Annotated in this window: 24 protein-coding genes; 9 read left to right on the forward strand and 15 right to left on the reverse strand. The window is 50.6% G+C overall.

Going from position 1 to position 22,697, the window contains the following annotated elements:
* Window positions 1–63: 63 nt before the first annotated feature.
* From EJO50_RS12280 to EJO50_RS12345, 14 genes are all read right to left on the reverse strand, one after another.
* Window positions 64–1,692 (reverse strand): ArnT family glycosyltransferase, encoded by a 1,629-nt coding sequence (locus EJO50_RS12280; RefSeq protein WP_125974560.1) that lies wholly within the window; start codon window positions 1,690–1,692, stop codon window positions 64–66.
* Complete coding sequence (locus EJO50_RS12285; protein ID WP_125974562.1) at window positions 1,689–2,297, reverse strand: flavin prenyltransferase UbiX; 609 nt, start codon at window positions 2,295–2,297, stop codon at window positions 1,689–1,691. The genes EJO50_RS12280 and EJO50_RS12285 overlap by 4 nt, the downstream gene beginning before the upstream one ends.
* A 540-nt stretch (window positions 2,298–2,837) precedes the next feature.
* The gene (locus tag EJO50_RS12290) at window positions 2,838–3,362 is read right to left on the reverse strand and encodes a Gx transporter family protein (RefSeq protein ID WP_125974564.1); all 525 of its coding nucleotides are present in this window, start codon (window positions 3,360–3,362) and stop codon (window positions 2,838–2,840) included.
* Complete coding sequence (locus EJO50_RS12295; RefSeq protein WP_206434386.1) at window positions 3,337–3,696, reverse strand: NusG domain II-containing protein; 360 nt, start codon at window positions 3,694–3,696, stop codon at window positions 3,337–3,339. Before EJO50_RS12295 ends, EJO50_RS12290 begins: the two co-directional genes overlap by 26 nt.
* A gap of 73 nt (window positions 3,697–3,769) precedes the next feature.
* Entirely contained in the window at window positions 3,770–4,618 is an 849-nt protein-coding gene (rapZ, locus tag EJO50_RS12300) for an RNase adapter RapZ (RefSeq protein WP_125974568.1), read from the reverse strand.
* Window positions 4,619–4,690: 72 nt separating this feature from the next.
* Window positions 4,691–5,635: an HPr(Ser) kinase/phosphatase gene (gene hprK, locus EJO50_RS12305; protein WP_125974570.1), complete on the reverse strand. Its 945-nt coding sequence runs from the start codon at window positions 5,633–5,635 to the stop codon at window positions 4,691–4,693.
* Entirely contained in the window at window positions 5,616–6,089 is a 474-nt protein-coding gene (gene ptsN / locus EJO50_RS12310) for a PTS IIA-like nitrogen regulatory protein PtsN (protein WP_125974572.1), read from the reverse strand. The genes hprK and ptsN overlap by 20 nt, the downstream gene beginning before the upstream one ends.
* Window positions 6,090–6,194: 105 nt before the next feature.
* On the reverse strand, window positions 6,195–6,521 hold the full coding sequence (gene hpf / locus EJO50_RS12315; protein ID WP_125974574.1) for a ribosome hibernation-promoting factor, HPF/YfiA family: 327 nt from the start codon (window positions 6,519–6,521) through the stop codon (window positions 6,195–6,197).
* Window positions 6,522–6,545: 24 nt separating this feature from the next.
* A complete protein-coding gene (locus EJO50_RS12320; protein WP_125974576.1) occupies window positions 6,546–7,919 on the reverse strand; it encodes an RNA polymerase factor sigma-54 in 1,374 nt (457 codons plus the stop codon).
* A complete protein-coding gene (gene lptB / locus EJO50_RS12325) occupies window positions 7,920–8,645 on the reverse strand; it encodes an LPS export ABC transporter ATP-binding protein (RefSeq protein ID WP_125974578.1) in 726 nt (241 codons plus the stop codon).
* Complete coding sequence (lptA, locus tag EJO50_RS12330) at window positions 8,642–9,145, reverse strand: lipopolysaccharide transport periplasmic protein LptA (protein ID WP_125974580.1); 504 nt, start codon at window positions 9,143–9,145, stop codon at window positions 8,642–8,644. The genes lptB and lptA overlap by 4 nt, the downstream gene beginning before the upstream one ends.
* Complete coding sequence (gene lptC / locus EJO50_RS12335; RefSeq protein WP_125974582.1) at window positions 9,123–9,701, reverse strand: LPS export ABC transporter periplasmic protein LptC; 579 nt, start codon at window positions 9,699–9,701, stop codon at window positions 9,123–9,125. Before lptC ends, lptA begins: the two co-directional genes overlap by 23 nt.
* On the reverse strand, window positions 9,701–10,216 hold the full coding sequence (locus EJO50_RS12340) for a KdsC family phosphatase (RefSeq protein ID WP_125974584.1): 516 nt from the start codon (window positions 10,214–10,216) through the stop codon (window positions 9,701–9,703). Before EJO50_RS12340 ends, lptC begins: the two co-directional genes overlap by 1 nt.
* Before the next feature lie 198 nt (window positions 10,217–10,414).
* Complete coding sequence (locus EJO50_RS12345; protein ID WP_125974586.1) at window positions 10,415–11,386, reverse strand: KpsF/GutQ family sugar-phosphate isomerase; 972 nt, start codon at window positions 11,384–11,386, stop codon at window positions 10,415–10,417.
* A 307-nt stretch (window positions 11,387–11,693) separates the two neighbouring features.
* On the opposite strand from EJO50_RS12345, the gene EJO50_RS12350 reads away from it, so the two are divergent.
* Complete coding sequence (locus EJO50_RS12350) at window positions 11,694–13,664, forward strand: monovalent cation:proton antiporter family protein (RefSeq protein ID WP_125974588.1); 1,971 nt, start codon at window positions 11,694–11,696, stop codon at window positions 13,662–13,664.
* A 67-nt stretch (window positions 13,665–13,731) separates the two neighbouring features.
* Here EJO50_RS12350 and EJO50_RS12355 read toward each other — a convergent pair whose 3' ends face one another.
* Complete coding sequence (locus EJO50_RS12355; RefSeq protein WP_125974590.1) at window positions 13,732–14,883, reverse strand: Do family serine endopeptidase; 1,152 nt, start codon at window positions 14,881–14,883, stop codon at window positions 13,732–13,734.
* A gap of 22 nt (window positions 14,884–14,905) precedes the next feature.
* Here EJO50_RS12355 and EJO50_RS12360 point away from each other — a divergent pair, with 22 nt between their 5' ends.
* From EJO50_RS12360 to EJO50_RS12395, 8 genes are all read left to right on the forward strand, one after another.
* Complete coding sequence (locus EJO50_RS12360; protein WP_206434387.1) at window positions 14,906–15,658, forward strand: Nif3-like dinuclear metal center hexameric protein; 753 nt, start codon at window positions 14,906–14,908, stop codon at window positions 15,656–15,658.
* Window positions 15,658–16,125 carry a hypothetical protein gene (locus EJO50_RS12365; RefSeq protein ID WP_125974592.1) on the forward strand — a complete coding sequence of 156 codons (468 nt, stop codon included), beginning with the start codon at window positions 15,658–15,660 and terminating at the stop codon, window positions 16,123–16,125. Before EJO50_RS12360 ends, EJO50_RS12365 begins: the two co-directional genes overlap by 1 nt.
* A 110-nt stretch (window positions 16,126–16,235) precedes the next feature.
* Entirely contained in the window at window positions 16,236–16,820 is a 585-nt protein-coding gene (petA, locus tag EJO50_RS12370) for a ubiquinol-cytochrome c reductase iron-sulfur subunit (protein WP_125974594.1), read from the forward strand.
* A 10-nt stretch (window positions 16,821–16,830) separates the two neighbouring features.
* On the forward strand, window positions 16,831–18,105 hold the full coding sequence (locus EJO50_RS12375; protein ID WP_125974596.1) for a cytochrome b: 1,275 nt from the start codon (window positions 16,831–16,833) through the stop codon (window positions 18,103–18,105).
* A gap of 12 nt (window positions 18,106–18,117) precedes the next feature.
* A complete protein-coding gene (locus EJO50_RS12380) occupies window positions 18,118–18,861 on the forward strand; it encodes a cytochrome c1 (RefSeq protein WP_125974598.1) in 744 nt (247 codons plus the stop codon).
* Window positions 18,862–19,062: 201 nt separating this feature from the next.
* Entirely contained in the window at window positions 19,063–19,668 is a 606-nt protein-coding gene (locus EJO50_RS12385; protein ID WP_125974600.1) for a glutathione S-transferase N-terminal domain-containing protein, read from the forward strand.
* Between the two features lie 96 nt (window positions 19,669–19,764).
* Complete coding sequence (locus tag EJO50_RS12390) at window positions 19,765–20,166, forward strand: ClpXP protease specificity-enhancing factor (protein WP_125974602.1); 402 nt, start codon at window positions 19,765–19,767, stop codon at window positions 20,164–20,166.
* A gap of 162 nt (window positions 20,167–20,328) precedes the next feature.
* Entirely contained in the window at window positions 20,329–22,665 is a 2,337-nt protein-coding gene (locus EJO50_RS12395) for an alpha/beta hydrolase family protein (RefSeq protein WP_125974604.1), read from the forward strand.
* Window positions 22,666–22,697: the final 32 nt, after the last annotated feature.

Below are 22,697 nucleotides of genomic sequence, written 5' to 3' on the forward strand. Positions count from 1 at the left end.
GAGCACTAAAAAATACAAACACCATAAATTAGCATAATATCAGCAAATGGTAAGCAATATTCATTAACTCTTACGCCAAACACTAAACTCCTCATACCTACCTGCCGTCCTGGTGGTTTTCTTCAGCAGGGTATAGTCGCCAATATTCGCAGACATGATGCTGCCCTGGATTAATAGCTGCGGGCATTCTTTGCCCCGGCCTATTTCGAAGCGCTCCACCCGCATGGTGGTGTAGTAGTGGAAGTTGCCTCTTTCGTGTTCCCCAAGGCCAAAGCTTGCCAGGCACTGGGTTTTATCCAGTTGGGTGGCTAAATCCAGCATCATCGGTTTATAGCTTTTGCTGTAATTTAGGGCGGGCAACAGCAGGCTGAAGACCAGGCCGTAGCTCATTACCAGCACGGCCAGCCAGCGCACGGCACCTTCATGTTTGGCCCTCTGTGGCACCCGCCAGGCCAGATTCCACACGAAGATGGTGAGCGCGAGTGCAGACAGCACGCCCAACCAGTTCGGCTGTTCAGCAAAACCCGGTAAGAAATGCAGCAGGCGCGCTTGCAAAGGCAAGCCAAAGTAAAGCGCCGCCCATGCCCACCACAGCACTAGCGCACTGATGGCAAGTAAGCAGAGGGCGACCAGCCCAAAGCGGCGTTCGAAGGCGGCGGGAACACAAGATGCCTGCGCGCCCATCCATACGGCAAAGGCCACGACGGCGGGCACGGCGTATAGCTCCATTGATGTCTTCGCCAGCGACAAGATGGTGTAGGTCAGGAGGCAAAGCAGGGCCGCCGGGGCCGCATTTTTAAATGCGTCAAGGCGTTGCCTGAAAAACAGTACCGGCAGATAAAGGATCAGCGGGAAGGCATGCCATGGCAGAATCTTCAGGTAAAAACCGTGCCTATATTCTGGGCCAAGATTATTTTCACCCAGAAAACGCCCAAAATTATTCACCCAAAACCAGGTATGAAATAACTCTGGCGAGGCCAGCCATAAGCGCCAGGGCCAGATCAGCCACCAAGGCAGTGCGACAAGCAAGGCAATACTAAGTGTTAGTAAATAAGCTTTTTGCCGGTAAATACGGTCAAAGAGCGGCAGCAGTAAAGCCGCCAGGCCAAGACAGCCCGGCCCCAATAAACCCTTAGTTAAAAACGCCATTCCCCACGCCGTACCCATCAGCAAGCCACTGACCAGTGGCTGTTTAGGAAAAATGGAGAATGCATAAAGCGCAATAGCAAAACTGGCAAATAAGGCGCTATCGGTCAGAATATGATGGCCATTGCCAGCCAGCCCCAGCGTGCCAGCCAGTAAAATAGCAGTAAACCACGCTGCTTGTGATGGATCTTTCACCCGCTTGCGGGCAGCAAATTGCCCTGCGGCCAGTGCCGCAAAAATAAAGGTCAGTGCAATATAAAATGCAGCGGCAAGCCTGGCTGCCGTATGCACAGGCAGCCAGGGAAACACATAGCGGGAGAAGGCTGCTGCGGTCCAGAAAAACAGCGGTGGTTTTTCCATAAATGGCTCGCCAGAGAGCATCGGCACCAGCCAGTTATCCCGCAGCGTGTATTCATAAACCAGACCAAGAATATAGCTTTCATCAGGCTTCCATGGATCATGCGGGGCCAGTGAGGGCCAGAACCACAAGGCTATCAGGACAAAGCAAGCCGTTTTCCATGAAGGCCAGTTAATTTTTAAATTCATCCCTCCTCCCCCCAGCGCGGCATCAGCTGATGCGGGATTTGAAACTGATCCAGAATCCGGGCCACCACAAAATCGACCAGATCGGCGATGGTTTTAGGGTGGTGATAAAAGCCCGGATTGGGCGGCAGGATCACCACCCCCAGCTTTGCCAGCTTGAGCATATTTTCCAGATGCAGCACTGAAAAAGGTGCTTCACGTGGAACAACCACTAATTTTTTGCCTTCTTTGATCATTACATCCGCAGCGCGCTCTAATAAATTATCCGAGGCACCCACCGCAATTGCCGATAAAGCACCCATGGTGCAGGGGCAAACCACCATACCATCGCCGGGATTAGAGCCAGATGCCATCGGGGCAAACCATTCTTGCTGGCCAAAAACTTGCAACTTTGATTTATCAACTACGCCATAGCGCTGACGAAAATGCACCGCCAGATCAGCCGCCCGCGAAGGCCAGGTTTCGCCCAGCTCTTGCTTAGCCACAATTTGCGCCGCCTGGGTATAGAGCACATGTACGGTGCAACCCGCCGCCAGCAGGCATTCCAGCGTGCGCAAACCATAAGGCAGGCCAGATGCTCCGGTAAAAGCCAATGTTATTGTTTTCATTTGAAACCTATTAAAACGATGTCACACCCTAAGGTCTGTTGATACAGAAAGCTCAGAGTAAAAAAACGGAACGCGAAGAGAATTCAATCAATGGATACTTATAACGCTTGTGTGTTTTGTAGGGCCGGTGCAACACGCCGATTTCCGAACATTTCAGACAAAAATCTGGCGGATTTCACCCCATATGTGCTAAACACTTTTTTTCATCAGCAAACAACGAAAAAACATTATAACCACGCTCCCGGCAACAGGGCTTTTACCCTACCCTGAAAACACGCCGAGCGAGGAACAAGCGGGGTGGGGCCGTCGTCAATTCGTGTTTAGCGAAGCGAGTTGAATTAACGCCACCTCGATTGTCCGCAGCGAGGAGATGTCATGTTTTAGGGGTGGCCTTCTTTGGCTTCGTTTCTTGGCCGCGCAAGAAAGGAAGGTCCAGCGGGACGCCCGCACCTAAATCAACGTGCCGAAGGCACTAAAAAGATCTTTTTACTTTACTTAGCGCGTATGGGATTTCACCCGCCCTACGCTCTTTGAACATATTCACTCATTCGCCAGCAACTTTGCGGCAATCACCCCGTTTACCACACCAAACACCAGAGCCGCCGCAGCAAACAGCGGCACTAAATGGATGATGCCATTATGCGGAATCAGCCACAGCCGCGCCAATAATAGCTGACCGGCCATATGGGCAAAAGCGGCAGCAAGAGAATGCGAGACTGGCCCGAACCAGCGCCGGGGTAAGTAGCTGACAACAGCCAAAGCCAATAAACTGCACAGCCCTCCCATCAGGCTCATGGCAAAGCCGGGGGATAGAAATCCTCCGATGACAATACTACTACCGATAATTCTAAGCATGGAAATCCAAGCGGCATCCCGCCAGCCAAAGCGCCAGAGTGCAATCAGAGTAATGATATTAGCCAGCCCCGGCTTAATACCGGGAATAGGCGAAGGAATACCTGCCTCCAGCACCGACAGCGCAATCGCCAGCGCGGCATAACGGGCAATTCGCACATCATCCAAGCCAGGCTTGATGCGGATTTCAGTAACTGAGGCTGTCGATTTCATAAGGACGTGAGCCTAAAAGCTCGATACTAATACGATTAGGCAGACAAATCGCCATCTGGCCAGCCTGATCCAGCCAGCCCATACGCACACAATATTGGCGCGGGCTAGGATCACTACTAATGCGTGCCCTACCCGATTTTATTTCCACAGAAGTGAGCCCCAGGGGGCCTGCCACCTGTAAGGTGCGCTCTGCGTTTAAATCCAGCTCGGCAAAAACTTTACCCGCCTGATAAATACGCACTCGCGTAGCGCTATCTTGCTGCCAGCTCCAAAAACCCAGATACAGCACAAAAGCCAGCGCCATGATGACAAACGGCCAGTCACCTGGCCGCATTACTTGATTCTTTCTTTTTCCCTTGCCCTCCAAGGGGAGAAGGGGAAAATCAGTGCCTGCGGAACGTTTGATTTCAGGCATGCTGCTCACGGTGCCTAAGTAATACCTGCCTATGCTCAGCAAAGTACTTAGCCAGTTGCTCCGCCAGATACACCGATCGATGCTGCCCACCAGTGCAACCAATGGCTACCGTGATATAGCTACGATTATCGGCTTCAAACTCTGGCAACCAGGCTTGCATAAATGTTTTGATCTGCGCCTGAAAACGCCCCACGACTTCTTGCCGGGCTAAAAAATCTACCACCGGCTGATCTTTACCCGTTAAAGGGCGCAAAGATTTGTCGTAATACGGGTTAGGCAGGCAACGTGCATCAAAGACAAAATCGGCATCCATCGGCAGGCCGTGCTTAAAGCCAAAAGATTCAAAAATTACCGTGAGCCTGGAGCGATCCAGTGCCACAAACTGCCTAATCCAGCTGCGCAGCTGGTTGGCCGACAGGCCACTGGTATCAATGCGATGGGCAACAGCGGAGAAATCTGCCAACATTTCACGCTCCAGAGCAATCGCCTCGGTCACCGTTAATGAGTCACCAGAGAGCGGGTGGCTGCGACGTGTTTCAGAAAAGCGCTTCACCAGTGTTTCGTTATTCGCTTCCAGAAACAACATTTGCACATCAAGCCCCAGCTCAAGCAGAGCCTCTAGATGATTAGGAAAGCTGGCAAAATTGTGAGCGCTGCGCACATCCACCGAAATGGCGATTTTTGGATAGCCGTCTTCATCCAGCAATGCTGCCGTTTGCGGCAGCAAAGGCGCGGGTAGATTATCGATGCAAAAATAGCCAAGGTCTTCCAAGGCTTTTAGCGCAACGCTTTTACCTGCGCCCGATAAACCAGATAACAAAATAACCTGTTGCTGTTTCAATCCCCCATCCCCACTGCCATATTATTCAATTGATTCATTGCCGCCTGCCAAGCTTTGAAGAAAGATAAGCGCTTATTCGCCCATCTCCATAAATTTCTGATGTCTTTCAATAAACTCACGCGTTGAATCAATACCACGTAATTGTAAAATATAGTTTCGAACTGCGGCTTCAACCAGAACCGCTAAATTTCGACCTGCCGCCACAGGAATCACTAGCTTACGAATTGGCACGCCAAGGATATCCTGCGTGGCCGCCTGCATTTGCAATCGATCCATTGGCGCTACTTTTTCACCACCTGCCTTGGCCAGATGCATAATCAGCTTAAGTGTTTTACGTGGTCTGACCGCAGTTTCACCGAAAATAGTACGGATATTGAGCACGCCAATTCCGCGCACCTCCAGAAAATCACGCAACATCGGCGGGCAGCGCCCTTCCAGCGTTTCCGGATTGGTGCGATAAACCTCAACCACATCATCAGCCACTAAGCCATGACCGCGTGAAATCAGCTCCAGTGCCAGCTCGCTTTTACCCATCGATGATTCACCGGTTAACAAAACACCCACTTCCAGCACATCCAGAAACACCCCGTGCAGATGTGTAGAAACCGCCAGTGCCTTGGACAGGTAATAACGCAGAACATCCATCAGATAAGGAGATTGCTCGGGGGAGGTAAGCAGCGGCACATGAAAGCGCTCGGAGGCTTCGCGCAGGCAATCACCCACAATCTGGCCATTAGCCACAATGACTGCTGCCATTTCATTTGAGAACAGCTTTGCCAGCGATTCTCTTTGCGCCTCAACGCTCAGCTGCAGCAGATAGACTGTTTCTGCCACCCCAAGCACCTGAATACGGTTAGGGTGGATAAAATTCAGATGGCCCACCAGAGATAAAGTCGGTTTTTGCTCCGACGCATCATTAGATAACAGATTATTTGCGCCCGATTGCCCTGCAACCCAGGTGAGTCGCAGTTTTTCGGCGTTATCAATAAAAAGCTGTCTAACTGAAATCTGAGGCATAGGGCTCCCAGGTGCTGATTAATTTCCAGATCTGGCCCGGCTCCGTAGCAGCCAGCAAGCTCTCACGCAACACTTTGTCTGAAAAGAGTTGGGCAAGCTCGGACAGAATTTGCAGATGTAAATCAGTTGCGTGAGCTGGCACAAGCAAAACAAACACCAAAGAAACAGGCTTGCCATCAGGCGCGTCATAAGGAATCGGCTCATCCAGGCGAACAAAAGCACCTGTTGCTTCTTTTAAACCTTTAATCCGGCCGTGCGGAATGGCAACACCCTGACCTAAACCTGTAGAGCCCAGCTTCTCACGGGCAAACAGACTATCAAAAATAACGCTGCGGGCAATACCGTGACTATTCTCAAACACAATACCGACTTGTTCGAAAATACGTTTTTTGCTGCTCACTTCCATGTCCAGAAAGACATTTCCGCTCGGCAAAATTTGGGCGATCAAGCTCATTGTAGACAGACCAAAACAGGGACGACACCTATTGTAGCGCCGTCGTTTAAAAACAAAAACGGGAACCTGAATCTTCCGGTTCCCGCTAAGGTGACAAAAATTGCTTTATTCGGCGGCAGGCTGGTGTTGCTTAATGGATTCATTACGATGATCCATTGATTTTTCTTTGTGCTTCACCACCTGACGGTCAAGCTTATCTGCCAGCAAATCAATAGCCGCATACATATTTTCATCCGCTGCTTCCACATGGATATCACGGCCACGAACATGAACGGTTGCTTCAACCTGATGCTGCAGTTTCTCCACGGAGAGGACGACATTAACGTCGATCACATTATCAAAGTGCCGGATGACCTTTTCCATCTTACTGTTTACATATTCACGGATAGACGGGGTCACTTCAAGATGATGGCCACTGATATTCAAATTCATAGGGTTACTCCTTCCGTTGGGGCCTTACAAACTTTTGCGCTGACTTACTGGATAAATCTGCAATGCCTCGCGGTATTTGGCAACTGTACGACGTGCTACCACAATACCCTGAGCAGACAAAGCTTCTGCCAACACACTATCACTTAAAGGTTTTCTCTTATCTTCTTGCTGCACCATCTGCTTGATCAATGCTTTGATCGCTGTAGCAGAACACTCTCCCCCGGCATCCGTATCAACATGGCTACCGAAGAAAAACTTGAATTCATACAGGCCACGCGGCGTAAGCATATATTTTTGCGTGGTCACCCTGGAAATAGTGGACTCATGTAAATCTAATTCTTCAGCAATATCCCTGAGTACCAACGGGCGCATTGCCACTTCACCATGTTCAAAAAACGCACGCTGCCGCTCTACAATTGCCGTGGCCACTCGTAAAATAGTGTCGAAACGCTGCTGTACACTCTTAACCAGCCAGCGGGCTTCCTGTAACTCCCGCGCCAGATGTCCGCCATCACCTTTTTGTAAGATATCTGCATAAAGGCGGTTTACCCGTAATTTTGGCATGGAGGCATCGTGTAATCTGACACGCCAGGCACCTCTTACCTTTTGCACAATCACATCCGGGCTTACATATCTGGGTGACGCTGCAGACCATTGAGCACTTGGTCTTGGATTTAAACTTACAATCAATTCTTGTGCAGCTTTTAACTCACCATCTTCACATTTGAAGGTTCGTTTAAGCCTAGTGTAGTCCCGTCCGGCTAATAAATCGAGCGAATTATGGGCAATTTTTAATGCTAATTCTCTTGCGGCACTATCGGGTTTTTGGCGCAGTTGTAAGCATAAACAATCTGCCGTATCCCTTGCGCCCACCCCAAGCGGCTCCAGGTGCTGTAAGCGAATTAAAGCAATCCTTAAGTCATCAGGTTCGAGCTCATAATCCTGAATTAGTTCCTCTGGCAGCTGAGAAAAAACCTCCTCTAAGGATTGAGAAAGAAAACCGTCATCATCCAACGCCTCTATCAACATCAGCAATAACGATTTATCCCTATGGGAGAGGGGCAGCAGTCCCGCCTGCTGTAACAGATATTCACGCAAATCCAAATCACGGGCAATATTGCTGGCAGGATCAAAATCTTCATCATCATCCGAGCCGCTATGGCTGGAGCCCTCCCAGCGCAAGCCGTCGTCCTCTCCTATTTCCCACTGGGACTCCGGCTGCTCAGCTTCACCAGCCGCAGCTTCCTCTCCCCGCTCCAATAGCGGATTTTCACTCAGATACTGTTCAAGCTCTTGCTGAAAATCAAGGGTAGAAAGCTGCAGCAGCTTGATCGCCTGCTGTAGTTGGGGAGTAAGATTAAGTTGCTGGGATAGCCGCAGCTGCAGAGTTTGTTTCATTTACATGCGGAAATGTTCACCGAGATATACCCGACGCACACTTTCATTTTCAACAATGTCTTTCGGAGCGCCTGACGCCATCACCGCACCTTCGGAAATGATGTAAGCACGATCGCAAATACCAAGGGTCTCCCGCACATTATGATCAGTGATCAAAACACCGATTCCCCTTTGTTTTAAAAAACCGATAATACGTTGAATATCCATCACGGCAATCGGGTCTACCCCGGCAAAGGGCTCATCAAGCAGAATAAAACGCGGGTTGGCAGCCAGAGCCCTGGCAATTTCTACCCGACGGCGCTCCCCCCCTGATAATCCCATCGCGCCTGCATCACGCAGATGCGAAATATGCAAATCATGCAGCAACTCATCTAAGCGAGTGCTGATTTGCTCACTATTTTTGCAATGTAATTCAAGCACTGCACTGATATTTTGTGCCACCGTCATTTTACGAAAGATAGACGCTTCTTGCGGCAAATAGCCCAAACCACGCCGCGCCCTCTGATGAATAGGTAAATGGCCGATATCCTCACCATCTAGCGTAATCCGCCCGCCATTCATGCCTACCAGGCCAACAATCATATAAAAACTGGTTGTTTTGCCTGCCCCGTTAGGGCCAAGCAAACCTACCACTTCACCGCTTGAGATTTCCATCGTGACATCACGCACAACGGTTCTTTTGCCATAACGTTTTTCTAGCTGTTCGGCACGTAAAGAGCTGGTCATGGAGCAGGAGCCTTTTTCGGGGTAATCACGATATTAACGCGCCCGTTGCCCTCGGGCCTGCCTTGCGCCTGATAGGCTTCATTCTTTAAATCGTAGGTAATCAGATCACTATAAACCTGATCTTCACCGCGCTTGACCCAGGCTTTATCCATCAGCTTGATAATGCCAGTATGGCCGTCATAGTCAAAACGCAGTGCTTCAGCATCCACCCAGTCATTGCTATCATCCATTTTTTGCCGGAAACGAACAGGGCCACCGTTTCCGGCAACGTATTGATTACCTGCATCATCCTGACGCACTGTCAGCTTATCCGCCCGTATGCTCAATGAGCCCTGAGTCAGTACAACGTCCTTGGTACAGACACTTGCCTGCGTTTTTTGATTCATCACACAATTTGCTGCAGCAATTTTGATCGGTTTTTCCCGATCTGCTTTTTCTGCATAAGCAGAGCCTGCCAGCAACATGAATAAAATAATTTTAGCGGGTATGAATCGGCTCATAGCTCATCCTGACATTAGATTTAAGTTCCAGCGTTTCAGCCTTGGAATCAGCAATAAAGCCGACTGATTCAACAATATACGTGCCCATTTTTGCAATTGCAGGGGCCTCGGAGCTGGCCACACCCGTATCCGGTAAAACATGCATGTCCCGCCCTTTGATCGTAAGCTCCGCCTGCGTACCGCTAGCGGCTCTGACCATAGTAACTGCACCGGGAAACCACACCTCGCGCCCCTGATTCACCGATTTCGCCCGCTCACCACGGACATCCAGACGCGGCTGACCGGGCGCGGTATAACGCAGCTGCGGCTTTTCCAGCCAGGTAATATCACCAGCAGGTAAATGTGAAACACGAGCTGCTGTCAGTAAAGACAAAGGCTGGCCATCTTCTCCGAAACGAACCACTGTAGCCTTATCAACCAGCATATCGGGCTGATCGGAGTTAGCCGCCACTGCAGAGCTTGGTATACTCGCCGCCCTGTCAAGCAGCCAGGTAAGGCTGCCCAGCAAAACAACAAGGGCCAAAGGAAGCAGGCGAGTAGTGCCGGGAACGGCCATCAGGCGAGGTAAGGCGCCATTGCGGCGTCAAGTGTGCCCTGAGACTGCATCAGATACTCGCATACCTCTCTTACCGCACCCCGGCCACCTGAACTGCCTGTAATGTAATGAGCATGTTTACGCACCAGCTCAGGAGAATCAGGCACCGCAACGGCGAATGCAACCCGGCGCATGACGGGAATATCGATCACATCATCCCCCATATAACCACACGCATCCTGGCCTACACCAGCAGCTTGCAGCAAGTCTTCATAGCTAGCCCGCTTATCGTGAGCACCCTGATAAAGATAGTCAACGCCCAGATCCTTGGCCCGCTTTTCAACCAGCTGCGAGGTACGGCCCGTAATAATGGCCAGCTTTACCCCGCTGGCACGTAACATTTTCAGACCATGCCCATCCAGTGAATTAAACGCTTTCAGCTCTTCACCTGCATCGCTGTAGTACAAACTACCATCGGTCATGACGCCATCAACGTCAAAAATCATTAAACGCACTGCTTTGGCCATATCGGTCATTATTCTTTTCTCTCAATTATTTTTATTCATGAGGTCGTTGCAAAACGCAGCAAAACCCCGGTGGCAAGGCAAAAAAACCATAAAAATCACTGCTTTCATCAAAAAGTAAGTAATAATGATTTTCAATCGTTTTTTTCGACACACAGCCAGCGCAGCACTAAACGCAACCTGGGTTTGCTTTTACGGCAACACCATATTTTAAACTACACGGGCCCGAAGCAGGTCATGCATATTAATTGCACCAATCAGCTCCCCTGCCTCCAGCACCAATAAACCATTTACCCGGCGAGCATCCATCTGCTGCACTGCTTCGGCAGCTAATCTGCCTGCCTCAATGGTTGCAGGCAGCGGCGTCATAACCGTGGAAACTCGGGTATCCCGTACATCAACATCCAGATCAAGGGCACGGCGCAAATCACCATCAGTAAAAATGCCTGTTAATTTACCTTCGGCATCGACCACAGCGGTCATACCCATGCCCTTTTTACTGATTTCAAGCAGTGCATCGCGCAACAAAACATCCTGCTGCACCACAGGTAAAGCCTCACCGGTGTGCATTAAATCTCTGACCAGCACCAGTAAACGCCGCCCCAGGCTGCCCCCCGGATGCGACAGGGCAAAATCCTCGGCCTGAAAACCACGTGCTTCCAGTAAAGCCACGGCCAGCGCATCGCCCAGAGCAAGGGCCGCTGTTGTACTTGCTGTTGGTGCCAGATTCAAAGGACAGGCTTCCTGAGCCACACCTGCATCAAGGTGCACAGCGGCCTGCCTGCTTAATGTGGATTCGGCATTGCCCGTCATGGCAATCAAAGGAATGGCCAGGCGTTTCAGGCTAGGCAGTAAAGCGATCACCTCATCACTTTCACCCGAGTTAGACAAGGCCAGCACCACATCACTGCGGGTGATCATACCCAAATCGCCGTGAGCCGCTTCGGAAGGATGCACAAAAAATGCAGGTGTGCCGGTACTCGCCATCGTGGCCGCAATTTTTTTTGCGATATGCCCCGACTTGCCAATCCCGATCACGATGACCCGCCCATGGCAGGAAAGAATCAGCTCGCAAGCTTTCACAAACTGATCATTGATTCGCTCGGCCAGCGCGAAAACAGCATCAGCCTCAACCCGAAGTACGCGACGAGCGCACCCGAGGATAAATTCAGCATTTTTCATATGCGCGAAAGTATAAGAGAAGCAGCCCCTCCCCCGCCACCTGTGTCTGCTGGCAATATGCCAGTCCAGATCAATTGATGCGATAAGCCTAGGTTAATGTCCGATAGAATCCATTTAGGAAATCAGGCTAATATCCATAAATAAGCGGCCTGTGGCAATAAAAACGAATAGACTTACCACATATACGATCAACCTGGGAAGGCGTACAACGCCCCCTGAATACCGGGCTCTCCTTCAGGACACTTAAACGGCTGCCAGGATGTAATCCTCGGCACTTTGTCAGCACGCAACAAACTTTATACGGCCTATGTCCATCCAACTCTCCTCGTTATTACTCTTGCTTGCTGCTGCCGTTTTAACGGTTGTCCTGTGCCGTCACCTTAAACTTCCCGCCATGCTGGGTTATTTGCTGGTGGGTTTACTCATTGGCCCGCACGCCCTGGGCTTTATTGCCAGCAGCAACGAAGCAACACATCTTGCCGAGTATGGCGTGGTTTTTTTGATGTTTACTCTGGGGCTGGAATTTAATCTGGCTCGCCTGAATGCAATGCGCCACATTGTATTTGGTCTGGGGCTGATGCAAGTCATGGCGATGCTGCTCACCACGATGCTGATTTGCTTTTGGGCGGGCCTGGATTGGAAAGTGGGCCTGGCTCTGGGTGGCGTACTCTCGATGTCATCCACTGCGATGGCTTCTAAATTACTGGCCGATCGCAATGAACTTCATTCTCCGCACGGGCAAAATGCAATTGGTATTTTACTATTTCAAGATTTGGCCGTCGTACCCTTCCTAATTATGATTCCGGTACTTGGCCTGCCCGGTAGTGAACTGCTTGTAGCACTGGGGCTGGCTGCACTCAAGATCATCGTTGTGCTAATGGTTCTGCTCTATTTTGGGCAAAAACTCATGCGCCCCTGGTTCAATATGGTCGCCAGACAACATTCAAGCGAACTATTTATGCTCAACCTGCTGCTGGTTACGCTGGGTATTGCCTGGATGACCGAGCTGGCAGGCTTGTCACTTGCTCTCGGCGCTTTTCTGGCTGGCATGCTGATTGCCGAAACAGACTTTCGCTATCAGGTAGAGGACGATGTGCGCCCTTTTCGCGACCTGCTGCTGGGCTTGTTCTTTGTTACGGTCGGGATGAATTTAGATTACTCGGTACTGCTGGCCCAATGGTGGCGGGTACTTTTAGTGCTCGCCCTGCTTGGCCCCGGCAAAATACTGATGATTGCCGCACTTTCCAGACTTTTTGGCAGCACTCCCGGCTCGGCCTGGCGCACTGGCTTTACCATTGGCCAAGGTGGCGAATTTGCTTTTGTTATGCTGGCACTGGCCTCTAAAAGTGCCCTGCTACCCGAAGATATTTTACAAACTACCGTTGCCGGTATTGTTTTATCCATGCTGATTACACCATTTTTGATTCAGCACTCCGATAAATTAGTCCTGCGTCTTGCTCGTTCGGAATGGATGAACCTGGCCGCCAGTCTGCATCAGGTTGCCGTGCTCGGCATGCAGCAGCATGGCCATGTAATTTTGTGTGGCTATGGCCGTAGCGGGCAATCCTTAGCTCGTATCCTAAATCAGGAAGGCATCGACTTTTTTGCCCTGGATTTAGACCCCGATATGGTACGTGAAGCATCCGCAGCCGGTGATTCTGTTGTTTATGGTGATGCAGCCAAACGAGAAGTACTGATTGCTGCTGGCCTGATGCGGGCCAGCGCTATCGTTGTCACTTATTCCGAAACCCATTCCGCTATGCGGATTTTAGAAATCGTGCATGCAATCCGCCCGGAGCTGCCAATCGTTATTCGCACACAGGACGACACCGATATCGACCAGCTCAAAAATGCAGGTGCAACCGAAGTTGTAGCAGAAATCATGGAAGGCAGCCTGATGCTGGCCTCTCATACGCTGATGCTGCTGGGTGTGCCCTTAAATAAGGTGGTACACCGCGTACGCGAAGTTCGGGAAGCGCGCTACCAGCTGCTGCGCGGGTTTTACCGTGGAGTAAGCGAGGATGCCGACGACAGCGATCGCCCGCAGCCCCGTTTGCACACCATTTACCTGTCCAATGATGCTGCCGCTGTTGGCCAGCATCTGGGTGAGCTCAAACTCGAAAATCTCCATATCGAAGTGCGAAGTGTGCGGCGCCGCAATATGCTGCCAACACAACCCGATGCCAGCTTTGAGCTCCAGGCTGGAGATACCCTGGTTATTCTGGGAGAAAGCGACAATCTGGCAGCTGCAGAGATTCGCCTATTGCAGGGACATTAAACAAAAGTCATTGCGATGCAATTCGCTAAAAAAATCCACGCCGGGGCGTGGATTTTTGATCAGCAGACTAACGACGATTATTAAACTTGGGCCTCTTGCCTAATTTAACGGGCAGGACTACGGGCTTACCACGGCGAAATACTTCCATTTCCACCTCTTCATCGGGCTTGAATGCAGCAATCAGATTAAGCATGCCCGAGGCATTACGCACTTCCGAGCCGCCAATTTTAAGTAAAACATCGCCCGGTTTCAGGCCCGCCCGATCAGCCGGCCCGCCACGTACTACGCCGGCAATCAGTGCTCCCCTCGCTTCGTCCAGGCGAAAAGATGCCGCCAGCTCTGGCGTGACTTCCTGCATCTCTACCCCAAGCCAGCCGCGCGTCACGCTGCCGTCTTTAATCAGGGCATCCATAATTTGCCGGATGGTTGAAGCAGGAATAGCAAACCCAATCCCTAAAGATCCACCCGTTTTGGAATAAATAGCGGTATTGATCCCGACCAGATTACCTTTGGTATCAATCAAAGCACCGCCGGAGTTACCGGGATTAATCGGTGCATCGGTTTGAATAAAGTTTTCAAACGTATTGATCCCCAGTTCGGAGCGCCCCAGGGCCGAGATAATCCCCATTGTCACCGTCTGGCCAACGCCAAAAGGGTTACCAATTGCCAGTACAACATCACCGATTTCCGCCTTGCTTGCATCGGCAAAGGTAATAGCAGGCAAGCGATCCAGCTCGATTTTAATCACCGCCAGATCAGTATCAGGATCTGCACCAATTAATTTGGCCGATGCCGTGCGGCCATCCGATAAAGCCACTTCAATTTCGTCGGCCGACTCCACCACATGATTATTAGTGATGATATAACCCTGATCAGAGACAATTACTCCAGAGCCCAGACTTGAAGCACGCTGCTCTTCCCCGCCCAAACGATCACCCAAAAAGCGCCGAAAACGCGGATCATTAAGTAAAGGAGGTAAAGGTGTCTTTACTTCTTTGGCGGTGTAGATATTTACTACTGATGGCATAGCGCGCCTTGCAGCAGGACTATACGACGCCACAGTAGGTGCAGACGCGGCTTCCGCGCGATTTTGTTGCACCATCACCACGGGAGCCGGAGCGGGCGGATGAACCAAATCCGGACGAAGTAAGCTAACTAGGAACCAGACAGCAAGACCTGCTGTTGTAGTTTGTGCGAAAATTAACCAAAGTTTTTTCATGTTTTCCAAGGCGCTGTTAAATATGCCCATAGCACGACAAGATCTAGAAAATTATATCGGACAACTGCTGCTTGTAGACACTTGGCGTGACTACTGCCCAAACGGCCTGCAAATTGAGGGTCGCCCAGACATCGGGCGTATTGTCACAGGTGTAACTGCTTCACTTGCTCTGATTGATGCGGCAATTGATTTAAACGCAGATGCATTACTGGTACACCACGGTTTTTTCTGGAAAGGTGAAAACGCCTGCATCACCCGCACAAAAAAGGCCCGCATTGCTAAACTACTGGCAAACGACATCAATCTACTTGCCTATCATCTTCCCCTTGATGCACATCCCACACTAGGCAATAACGCACAACTGGGGAAAAAATTAGGCCTTGTCGGCTCAAATCATTTTGGTGATCAGAAGCTCGGCTGGCTCGGCGAGCTGGAAACCCCTCTCTCTTTGGCAGAATTTACACTGCAAATTGATGCGCAATTACAACGCTCTCCCCTGGTTATTGGCCCGGGCGAACAATTAATCAAACGAGTCGCCTGGTGCACCGGTGGCGCGCAAAGCTTTTTTCACGAAGCAGCACAATTAGAGATTGATTGCTTTATTACAGGTGAAGCATCTGAGTTTGTCACTCACTTAGCCAAAGAAAGCGGAGTGAGCTATATCGCAGCAGGGCACCATGCCACCGAGCGCTATGGAATCGAAGCATTAGGCCAGCACCTAGCCAGCCAATATGGGCTAGAACACATTCATCTTGACCAAGCGAACCCAGTCTAATGAAACGCTTTTTACTCTCACTAGCTGCCCTGACCCTACTCTCTGCCTGCGCAAGTACACCATCTGGCACAGAGAAAAACCAGACAACTCCCCCTGCACAAACCCAGCAAAATCCAGTAAACACAACAGAAACGACAGAAAATCAGCCCAGTATTTTGATTAAAGATCGCCCGGCCCGCGCCATCCTTGACGACATCGTGCTTTATCGTAAACAAAAGGGTATGCAGCTCAAACAAAGAACAACACAACGTTTGGAATTCAGCATGCAAATTCCTAATGTCACACAGGCCACAGAGGCTAGGATGAGCTATACCCTTACACCACTCAATGGTGGCTGGCAGCTTTCTGCACGGGTCTGGCAAATAACCGCCCCCGGTACAGCACACGAAAGTGTCAGTGAAATTACATCAGCTGTCGCTGATAAAATAGATGAAGAATTACAGACTTACGCCCGTTCTAAGCCCTAAATAGGGGCACGGGCAAGAGAGATTGTTAAAGACATGCGCGCAAAGCTTTAAGTTCCCCTGTCGTTTCAGGTAGAATTTGGTAGTTTTAGCCGTCAATCAGGGATTGGGTTATGAGTGACCAGCAAGTAGATAACAGCAAACGGCGATTCCTGCTGATCGCCACGGGCGTTGCCGGTGCGGTAGCAGGGGCAGGTGCAGCCACGCCTTTTATCGCAAGTTTTTTTCCTTCCGAGCGAGCCAAGGCTGCGGGTGCACCCGTGGAATTGGATATCAGCAAGCTTGAACTGGGCCAGCAAGTAACCACCGAATGGCGGGGTAAACCAGTTTGGGTTGTAAAACGTACACCTGAAATGCTGGCCAACTTGCCAAAGCTCGACAGCAAGCTAAGCGACCCTAAATCGCTCAGCAGCACCCAGCCAGACTATTGCAATAACCCGGCCCGCTCGATCAAGCCTGAAATCTGGGTTGCACTCGGTGTCTGTACGCACTTGGGCTGTTCGCCAACATTCCGTCCGGACTTGGCTCCTGCCGACCTGGGCCCGGATTGGCTAGGGGGGTTTTACTGCCCATGCCATGGCTCCAAATTCGACCTCGCTGGCCGCGTGTACTCTGGCGTTCCAGCTCCGACAAACCTCATCATTCCGCCGCATAAGTATATAACTGAAGCGCGGTTGTTGATTGGCGACGATAAATAGAGGCTGACCCATGAGCAAAGCACAAGAGATGGGCCAGCAGGCCCTCAACTGGGTGGATGAGCGCTTTCCGCTGACCTCCACCTGGAAAGCACACATTTCCGAATACTACGCACCCAAAAACTTTAATTTCTGGTATTTCTTTGGCTCTTTGGCGATGCTGGTACTGGTGATCCAAATTGTCACCGGTATTTTCCTCACCATGAACTACAAACCGGATGGTTCATTGATTCCGGGTACCAATATCTCGGTAGCATTTGCCTCGGTCGAATACATCATGCGTGATGTTGCAGGCGGCTGGCTGATTCGTTATATGCACTCCACAGGCGCATCGATGTTCTTTGTGGTGGTCTACCTGCATATGTTCCGTGGTCTGATTTATGGTTCTTACCAAAAGCCGCGTGAACTCATCTGGGTATTCGGTATGATGATTTATCTATGCCTGATGGCCGAAGCGTTCCTGGGCTACCTGCTGCCCTGGGGCCAGATGTCATTCTGGGGCGCACAGGTGATTGTGAATCTGTTTAGCTCGATTCCTGTGATTGGCCCGGATTTATCCGTACTGATTCGTGGTGACTTTGTGGTATCGGACGCTACTCTGAACCGTTTCTTTGCCCTGCATGTGATTGCCCTGCCGCTGGTACTGCTGGCGCTGGTGGTAGCTCACCTGGTGGCTTTACACGAAGTAGGCTCGAATAACCCGGATGGTGTGGAAATCAAGAAGAAAAAAGATCCTAAAACCGGCATTCCACTGGACGGAATTCCTTTCCACCCCTACTACACGGTAAAAGACATTTTTGGCGTTTCAGTGTTCCTGGCGGTATTTAGCGCCATTATCTTCTTTGCTCCAGAAATGGGCGGCTACTTCCTTGAGCACCCTAACTTTGATCCGGCCGATGCACTGAAAACTCCTGCCCATATTGCACCGGTCTGGTACTTCACTCCGTTTTACGCCATCTTGCGTGCGGTGCCATCTTTCTTTGGCACACAGGTTTGGGGCGTACTGGCGATGGGTGCGGCAACCATGATTATTGCAGCTCTGCCTTGGCTGGATAAATCACCAGTTAAATCAATCCGCTACCGTGGCCCTATCTACAAAATCATGCTGACATTATTTGTGATCGCCTTTATTGGCCTTGGTATTTTAGGCGCACTGCCTTCAACCAATGTCCGTACAGTCATTGCACAATTGTTGTCAGTCATCTACTTTGTCTTCTTCTTGGCGATGCCTTATTACACCAAGATTGATAAAACCAAACCGGTTCCTGACCGCGTTACGATGCACTAAGGGGAGGACAATATGAAAAAGACACTCAATACACTGCTGTTCGCCTTATTAGCCAGCGTCAGTTTTGGCAGCCAGGCAAACACCGAAGTACATTTAGACAAAGCACCGATTAATCTGCGTGACACCGAAAGCCTGCAACGTGGTGCACAAACTTTCGTTAACTACTGCCTGTCCTGTCACGGTGCTGTGGCCATGCGCTATAACCGCCTGCAAGACATCGGTCTAACCGAAGCACAAATCGAAGCGAATCTGATGTTTCCTACAAGCAAAGTAGGTGATCTGATGAAAGTGTCGATGCAAGCCAACGACGCTAAGATTTGGTTTGGTGCAACACCACCAGATTTATCGGTGATTTCACGCTCTCGCGGTGCAGACTACCTCTACACCTATCTGCGCAGCTTTTACCGTGATGAAACCCGCCCTACCGGCTGGAACAATCTGACTTTCGATAAAGTCGGCATGCCGAATGTTCTATGGGATCAGCAAGGCCAGCAGGTACTGGAAGTGAAAGGCGAGCATAAAAAGCTGAAACTCCTTACTCCTGGCAACCTCACTAAAACTGGCGAAAATGGCGCATTTGATCAGACCGAGTTCGACCATCGTGTTGCAGATCTGGTGAACTACATGGTTTATATGGGTGAGCCCGCTCAGGTTAAGCGTGAGCAAATTGGCTATGGCGTATTGCTGTTCCTCTTATTCTTTATGATTCCGATTAGCTATATGCTGAAAAAAGAATACTGGCGCGATATTCACTAAATGCCCAGGTATTAAAATCAGTAAAGCGGCTGGGAAACCTGCCGCTTTTTTTTATTTCCAAGTAAAAAAATCAACAATGCCCACGATTACACAATTGAATTATTTCAATAAGAATCAATAAGTTATCCTTATTTAATAGATTAAACTTGCCAAAATGCGTAGAATGCTGCAATTCATATACTTTTGCAGAGATCCGTCACCATGATGAAGCTGTATTCCGGTACATCCTGCCCGTTTAGCCACCGCTGTCGTATTGTCTTATTTGAGAAGGGCATGGATTTCGAAATCATCGACGTCGATGTTCACAGCAAGCCTGAAGATTTAGCAGTCATGAATCCATACAATGAAGTGCCTGTGCTGATTGAGCGCGATCTGACTTTGTATGAATCCAACATTATTAACGAATATATTGACGAGCGTTTCCCACACCCACAGCTGATGCCAGCAGATCCTGTGATGCGCGCCCGTGCCCGTTTGATGCTGTTTAACTTTGAACGCGAGCTGTTTATCCACGTTAAAACGCTGGAAACCAGTGGCACTACAAAAAAAGAAATGGAAAAGGCCCGCGTAACCATCCGCGATAACCTGACCCAGATTGCCCCTTTATTTGCCAAGCAGAAATTCATGCTAGGAGAGGAGTTCTCCATGCTGGATGTCGCGATTGCACCACTCATCTGGCGCTTTGAGCACTACGGTATCGAAGTCACCAAAGCTCTTGCTCCGATCATGAAATATGGCGAGCGCCTGTTTAGCCGCCAAGCCTTTATCGATTCGTTAACTGCTAACGAAAAGGCGATGCGTAAGTAATTTGCAGGCATAGAAAGAACTGTAAGCAGGGAGCACATGCATAAGTCATGATTCCCTGCTCGCAGCTCCCTATCCTCCAGTCACTAAGGACAAACCGTGCAAACCGTATCTACCAAGCCTTATTTAATTCGTGCGCTGCATGAATGGTGCTCGGATCATGGCTATACGCCTTATCTGGTTGTGCGTGTAATGAGCAAGATGCAAGTGCCGATGGAGCATGTTAAAAACAACGAGATCGTGCTGGATATCAGCTATAACGCCACACACAATCTCAGTATTGGCAATGACTACATCAGCTTTTCAGCTCGCTTTAGCGGTGTTTCCAGAGAGATTCTGGTCCCCGTTGGTTGTGTAGTTTCTATCTTCTCACGTGAAAATGGGGAAGGTATGGGCTTTGAATATGAAGGCCCGAATGAAACGACAGAAACACCGGACGATAGCCCAAATGACACGCCGCCCCGCCCGACAGGCAAGCCACAGCTGCGAGTTGTTAAATAAGAAATCCCACCCCTGAGGTGGGATTTTTCATATACTCACCCGATAATAAATTTCATTAGCCTTACAATTTGGCGCGGTAAAGTGCGTTTACACACCCGACTATTTTGTACCAATCCTATGCACCTATTTTTACTACTTACTCTGATAATGAGCCCCTTCTCCATGGCAGCCTATCAAACCCCGCCGGCCGAATTACAAGCCGTTGCCGATGCGCCGCGTGGCCCCCTATTCCGTCTTGGCCCCAGGCACGGCACCGCCCTGTTGCTTAGCTTGCCAGGTTTGCCCAGCATCAGCGATGTAGCCCAGCCCGAATTAAAACTCGCGGGCCTGCGTATTAATCCAGGAATGAGCAGCCAAAGCCGCTTTGATTTTGCCAATGGTGCCAGCCTGCTGAACATCAAAACCGGCCAAAACCGCAATATCAGCGGCTTACCCAAAGAAGCAAGGATTGCAGATACGGCATGGTCGGCCAATGAACGCTGGATTGCTTTTAGCCGCTGGGGCAATACGGGCATTGAGCTATGGCTGATTGATGTGAACCAAGCCAGCGCCAGACCATTAATTAAAGAGCCGCTGAATGCTATCGCCGGGACTGGCTTCAGCTGGCTTGGTGCCAGCGAGCAATTACTGGTACAGCTCAAACCCGCAGGCAAAGCACCAACCGCAACACTTACCCCCAGTGGCCCCAATACCCAGAACAGCCAGCCTGGCAGCAAAAGCGCAATCCGCACCTATGCTGACATGCTAAAAACACCGGCAGATGCTGATCTGCTTGATTGGCATCTGCAAAGCCAGCTGGCCACCGTCAGCCTGAAAGGTGAAATCAAAAAGATTGCCCAGCCACTTACCCTGCTGGCTACCAGCGCATCCCCTGACGGTGGGTTAATTCTAACCACCTCGCTACGCCGCCCTTATTCGTATCTGCTCCCCGTTTATTACTTCCCACAGGCGGTTGAAGTTTGGAATACGCAGGGCAAGCTGCTTAAAACAGTAGCCCTGCCGCTGCAAGATCGCATCCCGCCGGGTAACGATGCTGTATCCAAAGAGCCGCGTCATTTTGCATGGCGCAAAGATCTGCCCGCCACACTCACCTGGCTGCAAGCACAGGATGATGGTGATCCTGCCAAAGAAGCCAAAATTCGTGATGCGCTCTTTCAGCAAAGTGAGCCCTTCACCACCCAGCCCCAAAAACTGACCGGGCTGGCCTGGCGTGCTTCATCCCTACAATGGGGAAGTGGTGATCTGGCGCTGATCGAAGAATCCTGGTGGAAAACGCGTGACACCCGCACCTGGCGCATCCGCCCCGATCATCCAGAGCAAGCACCTGAGCTGCTCACTGCCCGCAAATCAGAAGACCGCTACGCCGACCCCGGCGAGCCTGTGCTGGCAAAAAATGCCTACGGCCAAAACATCATTAAGAGTGATGGCAAGGTGATTTATCTGATTGGTGAAGGCGCAGGCCCGGAAGGCGACCGGCCATTTTTAGACCGCTATGAATTAGACAGCAAAAAATCAGAGCGCCTCTGGCAATCGCAAGCTCCGTTTTATGAAATCCCCGTGGCGATGATAGATGAGAATCGCTTTATCAGCAGCCGCGAAGCCACTACCGAAAGGCCAAACTTTTACCTGCACGATATTACAAGCAGCACTCAGCCACGGGCGCTCACGCAATTCCCGCATCCCTCGCCACAGCTTAAAGGCGTGCAAAAGCAAAAAATTCAGTACCCGCGCAAAGATGGTGTGATGCTGGATGCAACGCTCTATCTACCCGCAGGCTACGACGCTAAAAAAGATGGCCCGCTGCCGATGCTCATGTGGGCTTACCCGCGCGAATTTAAAAATGCCCAGCTCGCCAGCCAGGTGCGCGAATCGCCATATCGCTTTAACCGCATCAGCTACTTTGGCCCGCAAGCCATGCTGGCCCGCGGCTACGCCGTGCTCGACAACCCCGCCATGCCAATTGTGGGCGAAGGCAAAACCGAGCCTAACGATAATTACCTGCCACAGCTCACCATGAATGCCGAAGCCGCAGTCGATGCCGTGGTTAAGCTGGGGGTAGCTGATCGCGATAAAATTGCCATTGGCGGGCATAGTTACGGCGCATTTATGACCGCTAATCTACTGGCCCACACCCGGCTGTTTAAGGCGGGCATCGCCAGATCCGGCGCTTACAACCGCACGCTCACCCCCTTTGGTTTTCAATCCGAAGAGCGTAATTTCTGGGAGGCCAAACCAGTCTACCAGGCTATGGCGCCATTCAACTTTGCCGACCAGATCAAAGACCCGCTGCTACTGATTCATGGCGAAATGGACAACAATTCCGGCACCTTTCCCGTGCAAAGCGAGCGCATGTACCAGGCCCTGCAAGGGCTGGGTGTAAGAGCACGCCTCGTGATGCTGCCCAATGAAAGCCACGGCTACCGCGCCCGCGAATCCATTATGCACATGCTGTGGGAGCAGGATCAGTGGCTGGAAACCTATTTAAAAACCAAGCCATAAAAAAACCCCATCAAGTTGATGGGATTTTCTTG

This window comes from Iodobacter ciconiae (assembly GCF_003952345.1).
GTDB lineage: Bacteria > Pseudomonadota > Gammaproteobacteria > Burkholderiales > Chitinibacteraceae > Iodobacter > Iodobacter ciconiae.